A 13,248-nucleotide genomic window follows, 5' to 3' on the forward strand; every position below is an offset into this window, starting at 1 on the left:
GGTTCGCAGTGCTGGTATCGCCATCCGCATCGGTCAGGGTGTAGGTGAAGGTTTCGGTACCGCTTCCCCCGCCGTGCAGCGCCACGAATTGCGGGTCGCTGGTGTCCAGGGTGTAGGTGTATGTACCGTTGGGGTTGAGCACCAGGGTGCCGTAAGTGCCAGTGAACGTCCCGCCGATGATCGGCCCGCTGTCGGGACCGGTGGGAATGCGGTCGGCGCCCTGGTGGTCGTTGGGCAATACGCTGCCGGTGAGGGTGACCAAGGTTTCCGATGCGGTGTTGGCGTTGTTGTCGTCGATCGCCTGGGGCACGTCGTCGGTGATGTTGACGTCCAGGGTGCCGGTGACGCTGTCGCCGTCGGTGTCCACGGCCACGACCGGGAACTGTTCGGTGAGGGTATTGGCACCGTCGCCGGCAGGATGGATTTCATTGTCGAGCAGAGTGTAGGTGTAGCTGACCACTCCGGTGGTGGGGTTGTACCCGGTGATGGTCAAGGTATTGCCCAGTGCCGTGGTGATAGCCTGAGGAAACCCTGCGGGAACGCCGCCGTTGATCACGCTGATGCCGCCGATGCTCAGGCTGCTCAGCCCGTCCGGTGCGTTGACGGTAAAAGTGCCACTTTGTACCAATGCACCCGGATTGCTGGCCGAGCCGTCGGGCAGGTTGGCCTCGTTGGCGGTCAGCTCGCCACCTTCCACGTTCAGGCCGTCGAGGGTCACGGGATTGTCCGGTGGTTCAGGGGTCACGGGGGGCACGGTTTGATTGTCGCCATTGTCATTCCCATCGCCAGCCAGACGTACCAGCGGAAACTCGGGAATCCCATTGAACCCGGCCGTAGGGAAGCCGATCTGCGGTGCAACGGTGCCGCCCACCTCCTCCAGCAGGACGAAGCTGTGCCCTCCACCCAAGGCGCCGGGTGCATTACCGGCACCGGGGCCAGCAGCCGTGGCTTCACCGGTCTGGGTCGGGTCGGCACCGGCGGCGATGGCTTGCTGCAGTTTCTGCACATCGGTCAGTTGCCCGGTGGTCGGGGTTAACTCTTCAGGTGCATCGACATGGGGAGCCTGGTGGGCGAGCAACTGCGTGGAGAGTGTCAGGTTGCTTTCACGGCCCAAGGTCAGGTCCTGGCCGTTGGCAAGGTGTACGGCCACCGCCCCTTCGGCACCGGTGATCAGGTGCTCACCGGCATACAGTCGATCCCCTTCGACCAGCGGTCGCCGCTGGCCTGCGATCGTTTCTGCGAAAACCTGCCCCACAATCTTGCTGACGGTACCGATGAGCGCTGCCATGTGCATTCCTCCGTTGCCAACCGCAGTCGGCACCTGTTTTAGGTGAAGAAATTCGTGCTCGGGGGCGGCCAAGAAATCTGGAAAATCTGCCAGCTTTGGCTGGCTCCAGAAGCGCTAGCTATTTGCCATAGTGACAAAAAAACGTCGCTTAAAACGCCTTCGCACTCAGCCCGGTCGGCACCTCTTCATGTTGTTTCACAATTGCGATGGAACTTTTATTTGACGTCTAAAAGCCGTCAGAGCCCGCATTTTCAAAGCGTTTCTCCCTGAACAATGTGCCGCTTTTTTTCGGGCACATAAGTTTTTTTCGGCATAAGCATTATGAAAAATTCTTCTTAGGTTTCTCTCAGGATGTTCTTAGCTGTGTTGTTACAAGGTTGAAACGGTTTTGATCTTAAATACGTCAATATTCTGGCGACACAGAAGCACAACAACCCCCAGGAGATGTACCCCATGCGCGTTTTATCCCCTCTTTGCAGCGCCGTTTTGCTGGCCATGGCCTGCTCTTCTGCTGCGCAGGCCATGTCGCTGACCGAAGCGATCCAGAGCACCATCGCGACTCACCCGGAATTAGCGCAACGGGTAGACAGCCGTCTGTCGGCCAATGAAGACGTCAAGGTCGCTAGAGGGGGCTTCTTTCCATCGGTGGATTTGAATGCCGGCTACGGCCGTGGCTATAGCGACAACCCCAACACCCGTGCACAGGGTAATCACAACACCAACACCCTGAACTACACCCAGTCGGAGCTGCGCCTGCGGCAGATGCTCTTTGACGGGTTCAATACCAGCAATGAGGTGGAGCGCACCAAGGGCGTGGTCAATTCCCGGGCCTATTACGCACAAGGCACCGCCCAGGACCTGGCCCTGCGCACCATCGAGGTCTACCTCGAAGTGCTCAAGCGGCGGGAACTGGTGACCCTGGCCAAGAACAACCTGCAGGCGCACCTGCGTGTCAACGACCAGATCGGCCTGCGCACCCAGCGCGGGGTGGGCAGCACGGCCGACTCAGACCAGTCCAATGCCCGTCGGGCACTGGCGGAAAACAACTACGACACCGCCCAGGTCGACCTGGCCGACGCCGAGGCGAACTTCTACAGCGTGGTCGGACGCATGCCCGATGAGCTGGAAACACCGCCGTCGACCAAAGGGGAAATGCCCGCCGACCTGCGCGAAGCCCAGCAGAGCATGGTGGACAACCACCCGTACCTGAAATCGGCCCAGGCCGACGTGCAGTCCGCCGAGAGCCAGTATGAAGTGGCCAAGTCGCCGTTCTACCCGCGCTTCGACGCCGAGGCCGCGGTGGGCGCCAATAACAACATCGGTGGCGAAGAAGGTCATGACAACAATTGGCGGGTCGGTGTGGTGATGAACTACAACCTGTTCCGCGGCGGTAGCGACAAGGCACGGCTGGCGTCCAACGCGCACCAGATCGACCAGGCCATGGACATTCGCAACAACGCCCTGCGCCAGCTCAACGAAGATACGCGTCTGGCCTGGAACGCGATGCTCAACGCTCGCAAACAGACCCCCACCGCCCGGGAATACGCCGACACCACCGCACGGGTGCGCGCCGCCTACCAGGATCAGTTCGGCCTCGGCCAGCGGACCCTGCTCGACTTGCTCGACAGCGAAAACGAGCTGTACAACGCCAACCGTCGCTACACCGAAGTGCGCTACACCGAGGAATACTCGATGTACCGGGTGCTGGCGAACATGGGCCTGTTGTTGAGCAAACAACGGATCGTGCTGCCGGCCGACGCCATCGCCCAGACCGAAGTCAAAAGCGAAGCACGGCTGCCCGAATTGAAGTAGCCCACTGGGAGCGATCGATGTGACCAGCATGGAACCCGCTATCCCCGGCGCCGACCCGCGCCTGAGCTTCGATGACCCTCTGCTGGATGGTCTGTTGATCCTCTGCAAACTCCATGGCGCGACGGTCAGCCGCGCCAGCCTGAGCGCCGGGCTCCCAATGGCGCACCAACGGCTGAGCCTGGACCTGCTGCCTCGTGCAGCGGCCCGGGCCGGTTTGCAGGCGCGGCTGCTACGCCGTGGCCTGACCGAGATTTCACCGCTCAATCTGCCGGTGATGCTGATCCTGGCGGGCGGTCGTTGCGCGGTCTTGCGACGCTGGCACGAGGACGGCCGGGCACTGATCCTGCCCTGCGAAGCCGACGGCGGCGAGCAGTGGGTCGGCCGCGATGAACTGATCGCCGACTACAGTGGCCAGGCGCTATTCGCCCGGCCACGCCATGAACTTGAAGACCTGCGTTCGCCCCTGGTACCACGGGTCGAAGCGTGGTTTCGCGACACCTTGAAACTGTCCCGCTGGCTGTACAGCGATGCGATCCTGGCGAGTCTGCTCATCAACCTGCTGGGGCTGATGGTGCCGTTGTTCGTCATGCAGACCTACGATCGCGTGGTGCCGAACCAGGCCACATCGACCCTGTGGGTGTTGGCCGTGGGACTGTTGATCGGCACCGGCTTCGAACTGGTGCTGCGGGTGGTGCGCGCCCACCTGCTGGACAGCGCCGGCAAGAAAACCGACGTGATTCTCTCCGCCACCCTGTTCGAACGCATCACCGGCATGGCGATGAAGGCCCGGCCGGTGACCATCGGCGGGTTCGCCCAGAGCATCCATGACTTCCAGGGCCTGCGGGAATTCCTCACCGCCGTGACCCTCACCAGCCTGATCGACCTGCCCTTTGCCATGCTGATGCTGCTGGTGATCGGCTTGCTGGGGGGCTGGCTGGTGGTCATTCCGGTGGTGGCGTTCCCGATCACGGTGATCTTCGCGATGATCATCCAGGTGCGCCTGCGCGACACCGTACAAAAAAGCCTGGCTCTGGGGGCCCAGCGCCAGGCCTTGCTGATCGAAACCCTCGGCGGCCTGGAAACCCTCAAGGCCTGCAGCGCGGAAAGCGAGCGCCAGCACCAATGGGAAAGCACCCATGGCGCCCTCACCCGCCTGGACAGCCACGCACGCAGCCTCTCGGCGCTTGCGACCAACGGCACCCTGTTCCTGCAACAACTGGCCGGCATGACCACCATCGTCGCCGGGGTCTACAGCATCATCGCCGGCAACCTCAGTGTCGGTGCGCTGGTGGCGTCCTATATGCTGGGCAGCCGGGTCATGGCGCCACTGGGGCAGATCGCCGGGTTGATCACCCGTTACCAGCAGGCCCAACTCACCATGCGCAGCACCGACGCCCTGATGGCATTGCCCCAGGAACGCGATGCCAAGCAGCGGCCCCTGGACCGCACCCAATTGCAAGGTGCGCTGGACGTCCAAGGCGTGACGTTCCACTACAACGACCAGAGCACACCGGCGCTGTCGAGCGCGAGTTTCCATCTCAAGGCCGGCGAACGGGTCGGGATCATCGGTCGCAGCGGCTCGGGCAAGAGCACCCTGGCGCGTCTGGTGATGGGATTCTATGAACCGCAGGAGGGCCAGTTGCTGCTCGACGGTCTGGACCTGCGGCAACTGGACATTGCCGACCTGCGCCAACAGATCGGCTATGTTGCCCATGACCTGCCGCTGCTGGCTGGCAGCCTGCGCGATAACCTGACCCTCGGCGCCCGCTACATCAGCGATGCCCGCATGCTCGAGGTGGCGGAACTGACCGGCGTCAGCGAACTGGCCCGCCAACATCCCCAGGGCTTCGACCGCCCGGTGGGAGAACGCGGCCAACTGCTCTCCGGCGGCCAGCGCCAGGCTGTGCTGCTGGCCCGAGCCCTGCTGCTCGATCCACCGATCCTGCTGTTGGACGAACCCACCAGCGCCATGGACAACAGCAGCGAAGACGCCTTGCGACAAAAACTCCACACCCACATCCAGGGCAAGACCTTGCTGCTGGTCACCCATCGCACCTCGATGCTGAGCCTGGTGGATCGCCTGGTGGTGCTGGACAACGGCCGGATCGTCGCGGACGGGCCTAAAGAAGTGGTGATTGAGGCGCTGCGCAAGGGGCGGGTGGGTTCGGGTACGGCATAGCAAGCACCACGGGCCCCTGTGGCGTGGGTTTTTATCCCCTCGCCACAAAAGCCGTGCCCAGCATTACTTCACTTAACCGACGGGTATCCCCATGTCTGCCCAAACATCCGATCAAGCCGCCCGAAGCTACTTCGGCAGTTTCAGCAAAAGTGCCGAAAGCGAGTTCATGCCGGAAACCGCCGGTGCGGCGCTGCAGGATTCACCCCGCCGATCCCGCGTCACCGTATGGCTGGCCGCCGGGCTGATCGTCACCGCACTGGTCTGGGCGAAACTGGCGATTCTGCAGGAAGTGACCACCGGCGAGGGCAAGGCGATCCCCTCGAGCAAGGTCCAGGTGATCCAGAACCTGGAGGGCGGCATCGTCACCGAGATTTTTGTCCGCGAAGGCCAGATGGTGAACAAGGGCGACACCCTGCTGCGCCTGGACGATACGCGGTATCGGTCGAACAAGGGCGAGAGCGAGGCCGACCGCTATGCCTTGATGGCCCAGGTCCAGCGCCTGTCGGCGGAAGCCGAGGGGCGGCCGTTCCAGGTATCGGCCGAGGTGACCGCCAACGCTCCGCAAGTGGCCGAGGACGAGCGCTCGCTGTATGAGCAACGGCAACGGCGCCTGGCCAGCGAACAGCGGACCCTGACCGAACAACTGCGGCAGAAGACCCAGGAGCTGGCGGAGTTTCGCTCCAAGCAAGGCCAGTTCAGTTCCAGCCTGGCCCTGCTGCAAGAGGAAATGAACATGTCCGCGCCGCTGGTGAGCACCGGGGCGGTATCACCGGTGGAAATCCTGCGGCTCAAGCGCAGCGCGGTGGAGATCCGCGGCTCGCTCAACGCCACCACCCTGGCGATTCCGCGGGCGGAATCGGCAATCAACGAAATCAAGAGCAAGATCGACGAATCGGAACAGACGTTCCGCTCCGACGCGGCCAAGGAGCTCAACGAGAAACGCACGGACCTGTCGAAGATCACCGCGTCGAGCATCGCCATCGACGACCGCGTGACCCGCACCACCGTGGTCTCACCGGTGCATGGGGTGATCAAGCAGCTCAAGGTCAACACCATCGGCGGCGTGGTGCAGCCGGGCAGCGACATGGTGGAAATCGTGCCCATGGAAGACAACCTGCTGATCGAAGCCAAGGTCCGCCCGCAGGACGTTGCCTTCCTGAATCCGGGCCAGAAAGCCATGGTCAAGTTCAGCGCCTACGACTACACGATCTACGGCGGACTCAGCGCCCGGCTCGAACTGATCGGCGCCGACACCATCACCGACGACAAGGGCAACAGCTTCTACCTGATCCAGGTGCGCACCGATAAGAACCATTTAGGTGGCGACACCAAACCGCTGCTGATCATTCCGGGGATGGTGGCGACGGTGGACATTATTACCGGGGAGAAAAGTGTGCTGGATTACCTGCTCAAGCCAGTGTTGAAGGCGCGGACCGAGGCGATGCGCGAGCGGTAATCGCCTGATCGTTCCCACGCTCTGCGTGGGCACGCATCCTGTGACGCTCTGCGTCACGCTTGGGAGGACGCTGAGCGTCCCTGGCGGCATTCCCACGCGGAGCGTGGGAACGATCATCAGTGGGTGTGATTACGCTGGTAAGTCTCCTCCCCCATCGCCGCGATCTGTCCCTCGATCAACGCCTCGAACGGTCTGAGCAACGGCTCGAAACTCATCGGCGCTTCCAGTACCTGCAACGCCTGGACAATCGCCTCCACCGTCGACAACGCCCCAGGCCCTGGAGCCTTGCGCAGGCGGTAACGGGACACGCCGCCGTCGGCCAGCGTCACCCGCGGCAACGCCGCCAGCAAAGGATTGAGGTGCAGCAACTTGCGCGCCTTGCGCCAGGTGCCGTCCGGCACGACCAATAGCAGCGGATCATCGGACGGCCCATAGGCCTGCATCGGCTGCGCCTCCTCGCCGGGAAACAGCAGGCAGGCCCGATAACCCGGTCGATTGAGCAACGCAGGCAGATGCTCGAACACTTCGCCCACGATCAACTCGGCATTGTTGAGCCCCAGGGCCGCCAGCCGGGCGGTGTTCAAGGCGTGGTTCACTTCGCTGGGATGTTGCAGCAACAGGACCCGGGTGCGGCTGTCGAGACTGGGGATCAGCGGACACAGGCAATGGCTTTGCGGCCTGTGGCAGCGCGGGCAGTGGATTCTGGACATCGTCACCTCAGGCCTGGTGGAGCTGCGCTTTAAGCAGATCGCGGAAAGTCTGGATCAGCGGCTCGCGGCTGCGGCCCCGGCGCATGATCATCGAAAACGGCGCCTGATAACCGAACGTGGCCGGCAGCAGCACCCGTAAGTCGCCCTTGTCGACCCAGGCCTGGGCGTAATGCTCGGGTAAATAACCGACGTAGGCGCCAGACAAGACCAGGATCAGTTGCGCCTCCATACTCTCCACCGTCGCGGCGCTGTGCTTGAAGCCGTGGCGGGCCAGCTCGGCCTGGCTCCAATAACCGCGCCCGACCATGCGCTGCTGGGTGATGAGCTGTTCAGGGATACGCCGTTCATTGAACAGCGGGTGGCGATTACTGCAGTACAACCAATGTTGCTCGCGGTACAGCGGCATATAGACCAACCCGCTCATGCGCGTGGAAAACGCACCGATGGCCAGGTCCAGGCGGTTGTCCTGCACGCCGAGTTGCAGTTCGTAAGGGCTCATGACCGACAAGTGCAGGTGCACCGCCGGGTGCTCAAGGCTGTAGGCGCCAATGACTTCGGCGAACGGCAGGGCCTTGTCGCTGACGGTGGAATCGATCACCCCCAGGTTCAACGTGCCGCGCAATTCACCCTTCAAGGCTGCGGCGTACTGCTCGAAACCTTCGAGCTCGCCCAACAGGCGCAGGGTTTCCTGATGAAACAACTCACCCTTGCTTGTCAGGCTGAACCCGCCCCGACCGCGATGACACAGCACCAGGCCCAAAGCCGACTCAAGCTGGCTCATGTAAGTGCTGATGGCCGATGTAGAGAGATTGAGTTCGTGCTGGGCATTGGCGAATCCCTGGTGCCGGACCACGCTGACGAAAATGCGCAGCAGTTTCAGGTCGGGTAGAGCGTTGGTCATTGGGGGTTCTCCATACCGGCGTTCACTGCAAAACCTTGTGGCGAGGGGATTTATCCCCGCAGGGCTGCGAAGCGGCCCTAAATCCTGACGCCTCGGTGTAACGGGCAAATTGAGTTGACTCTTTTTAGGGCCGCTTCGCGCCCCAGCGGGGATAAATCCCCTCGCCACAGGGTATCCATCAGGGCCAGCCTTTGCTGGACTGGAGTCTATCGCCCCGCTCCGCATTAGTTTAGAAAAATCTGAACTAAGTATTTGCCCCCAGCGATTCTTCGCGGCCACGGCTTTTCGCAGAATCGGCCCCTGATAACTAAAACAAACGATGAGGCCCTACCCGTGGACAAGATTCTTCACCAACCACTGGGCGGCAACGAAATGCCGCGCTTCGGCGGCATCGCCACCATGATGCGACTTCCCCATGTACCTACTGCCGCCGGGCTGGACGCTGCGTTCGTCGGCGTACCGCTGGACATCGGCACCTCCCTGCGCGCCGGCACCCGCTTCGGGCCCCGGGAGATCCGCGCCGAATCCGTGATGATCCGCCCCTACAACATGGCCACCGGTGCCGCACCGTTCGACTCGCTGTCGGTCGCCGACATCGGCGATGTGGCGATCAACACCTTCAACCTGCTGGACGCCGTGCGGATCATCGAGGAGTCGTACCACAAGATCCTCGAACACAATGTCATCCCGCTGACCCTGGGCGGCGATCACACCATCACCCTGCCGATCCTGCGGGCCATCCACAAGAAGCACGGCAAGGTCGGCCTGGTGCACATCGACGCCCATGCCGATGTGAACGACCACATGTTCGGCGAGAAAATCGCCCATGGCACCACCTTCCGCCGCGCCGTCGAAGAAGGCTTGCTCGATTGCGACCGCGTGGTGCAGATCGGCCTGCGGGCCCAGGGCTACACCGCCGATGACTTCAACTGGAGCCGCCGCCAGGGCTTTCGTGTGGTTCAGGCCGAAGAGTGCTGGCACCATTCCCTGGCACCGCTGATGGCCGAAGTGCGCGAGAAAGTCGGCGGCGGCCCGGTGTACCTGAGCTTCGACATCGACGGCATCGACCCGGCCTGGGCCCCCGGCACCGGCACCCCGGAAATCGGCGGCCTGACCACCATCCAGGCCATCGAAATCGTGCGCGGCTGCCAGGGCCTCGACCTGGTCGGTTGCGATCTGGTGGAAGTCTCGCCACCGTACGACACCACCGGCAACACCTCGCTGCTGGGCGCCAACCTGCTGTACGAGATGCTCTGCGTACTGCCCGGCGTGGCCCATCGCTGAGGTGTCGTCATGAACGAACGAGATCAAGTACTCAGGGCCGCCGCGGAGCTGGTGTCGGCCTTCGCTCGCAACGATCGTGACGCCTACTTCGGCGCGTTCACCGTTGATGCAAGCTTCGTGTTCCACACCCTCGAACAGCCCCTGCTGTCTCGCGACGCCTACCAGGTGTTGTGGGACCGCTGGCGGTCCGAGGACGGTTTCGAGGTGCTCTCGTGCACCTCGACCAACGCCTTCGTCAGCCTGCAAGGAGACGTGGCGGTTTTTATCCATGACGTGGCCACCGAGCTGCGCATGCTAGGGGAGCGACACTTTAGCCAGGAGCGCGAGACCATTGTGTTTCGCCAAGAACAACAAGGCCTATGGCTGGCCTGTCACGAACATTTGTCCGCAATGCCGGAAGGGCTGCCAATCCCTTAGCAACAGGTGACGCCCGCACACGACGGGCGCGCCTTTATGATCGGAGCAGATCATGCATAACAATAACGACAACAGCCTTACGCAAATCGAAACCAACGGAGTCGAACAGATTCCGGACCACGAACGAACCGCCGGCCCGGGGGATCTGTTTCGCCTGATCTTCGGCGGCGCCAATACCTTCGCCACCGCCGTGCTCGGCAGTTTCCCGGTGCTGTTCGGCCTGTCGTTCCAGGCAGGGGCCTGGGCGATCGTGCTGGGCGTGCTGGTGGGTTCGATCATCCTCGCCCCCATGGGCCTATTCGGTCCGCTCAACGGGACCAACAACGCCGTGTCTTCCGGCGCGCACTTCGGCGTACATGGGCGGATCGTCGGTTCGTTCCTGTCGCTGCTGACGGCCATCGCGTTCTTCTCGCTGTCCGTCTGGAGTTCGGGGGACGCGCTGATCGGTGGCGCCAAGCGGTTGATCGGCGTGCCAGAAACCGACTTGAGCCTGGGCATCGCCTACGGACTGTTCGCCCTGCTGGTGCTGACGGTGTGCATCTATGGCTTCCGCTTCATGCTGTGGGTCAACCGCATCGCCGTGTGGGCTGCCAGCCTGCTGTTCCTGCTGGGCATCTTCGCCTTCGCACCGGCCTTCGACAGCCAGTTCGCCGGCACCGTCGGTCTCGGCCAGCCGGGTTTCTGGGCAGCCTTCATCGGCGCGGCGCTGGTGGCCATGAGCAACCCGATCTCCTTCGGCGCGTTCCTTGGCGACTGGTCGCGCTACATCCCGCGCCATACCCCCAAGCGTCGCATCATGGCGGCGGTGATCGCCGCGCAACTGGCGACGCTGATTCCGTTCCTGTTCGGCCTCGCCACCGCCACCATCGTGGCGATCAAGGCGCCGGACTACATCGCGGCGAATAACTACGTGGGCGGGCTACTGGCTGTGTCGCCGACGTGGTTCTTCCTGCCGGTGTGCTTGATTGCGGTGATCGGCGGCATGTCCACCGGCACCACGTCGCTGTATGGCACCGGGTTGGACATGTCCAGCGTATTTCCCCGGGTGCTGTCGCGGGTCAAGGCGACGCTGTTGATTGGCGTGCTGTCGATTGCCTTCATCTTCATCGGGCGCTTCGCGGCGAACCTGGTGCAGAGCGTGTCGACCTTCGCCGTGCTGATCATCACCTGCACCACCCCGTGGATGGTGATCATGATCATCGGCCTGCTGGTGCGACGCGGCTTCTACTGCCCGGATGACCTGCAAGTGTTCACCCGGGGCGAAACCGGCGGTCGCTACTGGTTCAGCCACGGCTGGAACTGGCGTGGCCTGGGGGCCTGGATCCCCAGCGCGCTGGTCGGGCTGTGCTTCGTCAACCTGCCGGGGCAGTTCGTCGGCCCGCTGGGCGAACTGGCCGGCGGCATCGACATCAGCCTGCCGGTGACGCTGGGCCTGGCTTCGGTGGTGTACCTGGTGTTGCTCGGGATGTTCCCGGAACCGAAGGCGGTGTATGGGCCGGATGATCCGCGTAACAAGAGCCAGCCGAGCGCTGACCCTGTGGCGAGGGGATTTATCCCCGCTGGAGCGCGCAGCGGTCCCAACCCCTGATTGCTCGGTGTGCCAGACAAATTGAGCTGAGTGTTTGGGGCTGCTGCGCAGCCCTGCTGGGCGGTGCGACGTTTCGCTGAATCCCCTCGCCACAAAGGCAGCACACGCCCCGACTTCACTATAAAAAAGACAATCGGAGACACGCCATCATGGCTTTGGATTTAATCGTCGTTCTCATCTACGCCACCGGCATGATCGCCCTCGGCTGGTACGGCATGCGCCGCGCCAAAACCCGTGACGACTACCTGGTCGCCGGGCGCAACCTCGGCCCGGGCTTCTACCTGGGCACCATGGCCGCCACCGTACTGGGCGGTGCGTCCACCATTGGCACCGTGCGCCTGGGCTATGTCCATGGGATTTCCGGGTTCTGGCTGTGCGGCGCCATCGGCCTGGGGATCGTCGGCCTGAGCCTGTTCCTGGCCAAGCCGTTGCTCAAGCTGAAGATCTACACCGTCACCCAGGTATTGGAGCGCCGCTACAACCCGGCCGCACGCCACGCCAGTGCGCTGATCATGCTGGTTTACGCACTGATGATCGGTGCCACCTCGACCATCGCCATTGGCACCGTCATGCAGGTGCTATTCGGCCTGCCCTTCTGGGCTTCCATCCTGGTGGGCGGCGGCGTGGTGGTGCTGTATTCCACCATCGGCGGCATGTGGTCGCTGACCCTCACCGACATCGTGCAGTTCCTGATCATGACCGTCGGCCTGGTGTTCCTGCTGATGCCGATGTCCATCATGGACGCCGGCGGCTGGGATGCGATGGTGGCAAAACTGCCGGCCAGCTACTTCGATTTCACCGCGATCGGCTGGGACACCATCATCACTTACTTCCTGATCTACTTCTTCGGCATCTTCATCGGCCAGGATATCTGGCAGCGGGTGTTCACTGCCCGCAGCGAAGGCGTGGCCAAAGTGGCCGGCACTGCTGCCGGTTTGTATTGCGTGCTGTACGGCCTGGCCGGGGCGCTGATCGGCATGGCGGCCAAGGTGTTGCTACCGGACCTTGCCAACGTCAACAACGCCTTCGCCAGCGTGGTCCAGACCAGCCTGCCCAGCGGCATTCGCGGGCTGGTGGTCGCCGCCGCCCTGGCGGCGCTGATGTCCACCGCCGCGGCGGGCCTGCTCGCGGCCTCGACCACCGTGGTCCAGGATCTGCTGCCCCGTCTGCGCCAAGGTCGGGAAAACACCAGCGGCGACGCCCATGAAAACCGCATCGCGACCCTGTTGATGGGCGTGGTGGTGTTGGGCATCGCCCTGGTGGTCAGCGACGTGATCAGCGCCCTGACCCTGGCCTACAACCTGTTGGTGGGCGGCATGCTGATTCCGCTGATCGGCGCCATCTACTGGAAACGCGCCACCACGGCGGGGGCGATCACCAGCATGTCTCTGGGCTTTCTGACGGCGCTGTTCTTCATGCTCAAGGATGGCCTGGACGCCAACACGCCGATCTATTACAGCCTGGGTGTGGCGCTGGTGAGCTTTGTGGTGCTCAGTCTGTTGTCGCCACGCCCGAACGTGGTGGCGAAGATGGTTTGATAGTCGGTAAACGACTGTGGGAGCGAGCCTGCTCGCGATGGCAGCGTATCAGCGAATATTCATGCTGCTGATACA

At 62.9% G+C, this 13,248-nt stretch carries 10 protein-coding genes; 7 read left to right on the forward strand and 3 right to left on the reverse strand.

Features of this window, described 5'->3' with window-relative positions; genetic code table 11:
* Window positions 1-1,288: retention module-containing protein (locus ACODTO_RS28910; protein WP_489107435.1), on the reverse strand; the 1,288-nt coding region annotated here is incomplete at its 3' end.
* A 453-nt stretch (window positions 1,289-1,741) separates the two neighbouring features.
* Between ACODTO_RS28910 and ACODTO_RS28915 the strand changes: the two genes are divergently transcribed.
* From ACODTO_RS28915 to ACODTO_RS28925, 3 genes are all read left to right on the forward strand, one after another.
* On the forward strand, window positions 1,742-3,100 hold the full coding sequence (locus tag ACODTO_RS28915) for a TolC family outer membrane protein (RefSeq protein ID WP_139650382.1): 1,359 nt from the start codon (window positions 1,742-1,744) through the stop codon (window positions 3,098-3,100).
* A 19-nt stretch (window positions 3,101-3,119) separates the two neighbouring features.
* Window positions 3,120-5,279: a type I secretion system permease/ATPase gene (locus ACODTO_RS28920; protein ID WP_489107436.1), complete on the forward strand. Its 2,160-nt coding sequence runs from the start codon at window positions 3,120-3,122 to the stop codon at window positions 5,277-5,279.
* A gap of 91 nt (window positions 5,280-5,370) precedes the next feature.
* A complete protein-coding gene (locus ACODTO_RS28925; RefSeq protein WP_139650384.1) occupies window positions 5,371-6,735 on the forward strand; it encodes an HlyD family type I secretion periplasmic adaptor subunit in 1,365 nt (454 codons plus the stop codon).
* A 116-nt stretch (window positions 6,736-6,851) separates the two neighbouring features.
* Here ACODTO_RS28925 and ACODTO_RS28930 read toward each other — a convergent pair whose 3' ends face one another.
* Both ACODTO_RS28930 and ACODTO_RS28935 read right to left on the reverse strand, forming a co-directional pair.
* Window positions 6,852-7,445, reverse strand: coding sequence for a tRNA-uridine aminocarboxypropyltransferase (locus ACODTO_RS28930; protein WP_489107437.1), 594 nt, complete (start codon window positions 7,443-7,445; stop codon window positions 6,852-6,854).
* A gap of 7 nt (window positions 7,446-7,452) precedes the next feature.
* Window positions 7,453-8,346 carry a LysR family transcriptional regulator gene (locus ACODTO_RS28935; RefSeq protein ID WP_139650386.1) on the reverse strand — a complete coding sequence of 298 codons (894 nt, stop codon included), beginning with the start codon at window positions 8,344-8,346 and terminating at the stop codon, window positions 7,453-7,455.
* Between the two features lie 333 nt (window positions 8,347-8,679).
* On the opposite strand from ACODTO_RS28935, the gene speB reads away from it, so the two are divergent.
* From speB to ACODTO_RS28955, 4 genes are all read left to right on the forward strand, one after another.
* Window positions 8,680-9,630, forward strand: a complete 951-nt coding sequence (speB, locus tag ACODTO_RS28940) for an agmatinase (RefSeq protein WP_024779101.1) — start codon at window positions 8,680-8,682, stop codon at window positions 9,628-9,630.
* Between the two features lie 9 nt (window positions 9,631-9,639).
* A complete protein-coding gene (locus tag ACODTO_RS28945) occupies window positions 9,640-10,047 on the forward strand; it encodes a YybH family protein (RefSeq protein WP_489107438.1) in 408 nt (135 codons plus the stop codon).
* 49 nt (window positions 10,048-10,096) lie between these two features.
* A complete protein-coding gene (locus ACODTO_RS28950) occupies window positions 10,097-11,635 on the forward strand; it encodes a purine-cytosine permease family protein (protein ID WP_489107440.1) in 1,539 nt (512 codons plus the stop codon).
* A gap of 149 nt (window positions 11,636-11,784) precedes the next feature.
* Window positions 11,785-13,173 (forward strand): sodium:solute symporter family protein, encoded by a 1,389-nt coding sequence (locus tag ACODTO_RS28955; protein WP_489107439.1) that lies wholly within the window; start codon window positions 11,785-11,787, stop codon window positions 13,171-13,173.
* Window positions 13,174-13,248 lie beyond the last annotated feature (75 nt).

It is taken from the genome of Pseudomonas sp. FG13, from assembly GCF_057809755.1.

Excerpts from the sequence above, each read along its gene's own strand:
- ACODTO_RS28915 (WP_139650382.1), top strand. The coding sequence starts at position 1,742 with ATGCGCGTTTTATCCCCTCTTTGCAGCGCCGTTTTGCTGGCCATGGCC.
- ACODTO_RS28925 (WP_139650384.1), top strand. The coding sequence starts at position 5,371 with ATGTCTGCCCAAACATCCGATCAAGCCGCCCGAAGCTACTTCGGCAGT.
- ACODTO_RS28930 (WP_489107437.1), bottom strand. The coding sequence starts at position 7,445 with ATGTCCAGAATCCACTGCCCGCGCTGCCACAGGCCGCAAAGCCATTGC.
- ACODTO_RS28935 (WP_139650386.1), bottom strand. The coding sequence starts at position 8,346 with ATGACCAACGCTCTACCCGACCTGAAACTGCTGCGCATTTTCGTCAGC.
- ACODTO_RS28945 (WP_489107438.1), top strand. The coding sequence starts at position 9,640 with ATGAACGAACGAGATCAAGTACTCAGGGCCGCCGCGGAGCTGGTGTCG.
- ACODTO_RS28955 (WP_489107439.1), top strand. The coding sequence starts at position 11,785 with ATGGCTTTGGATTTAATCGTCGTTCTCATCTACGCCACCGGCATGATC.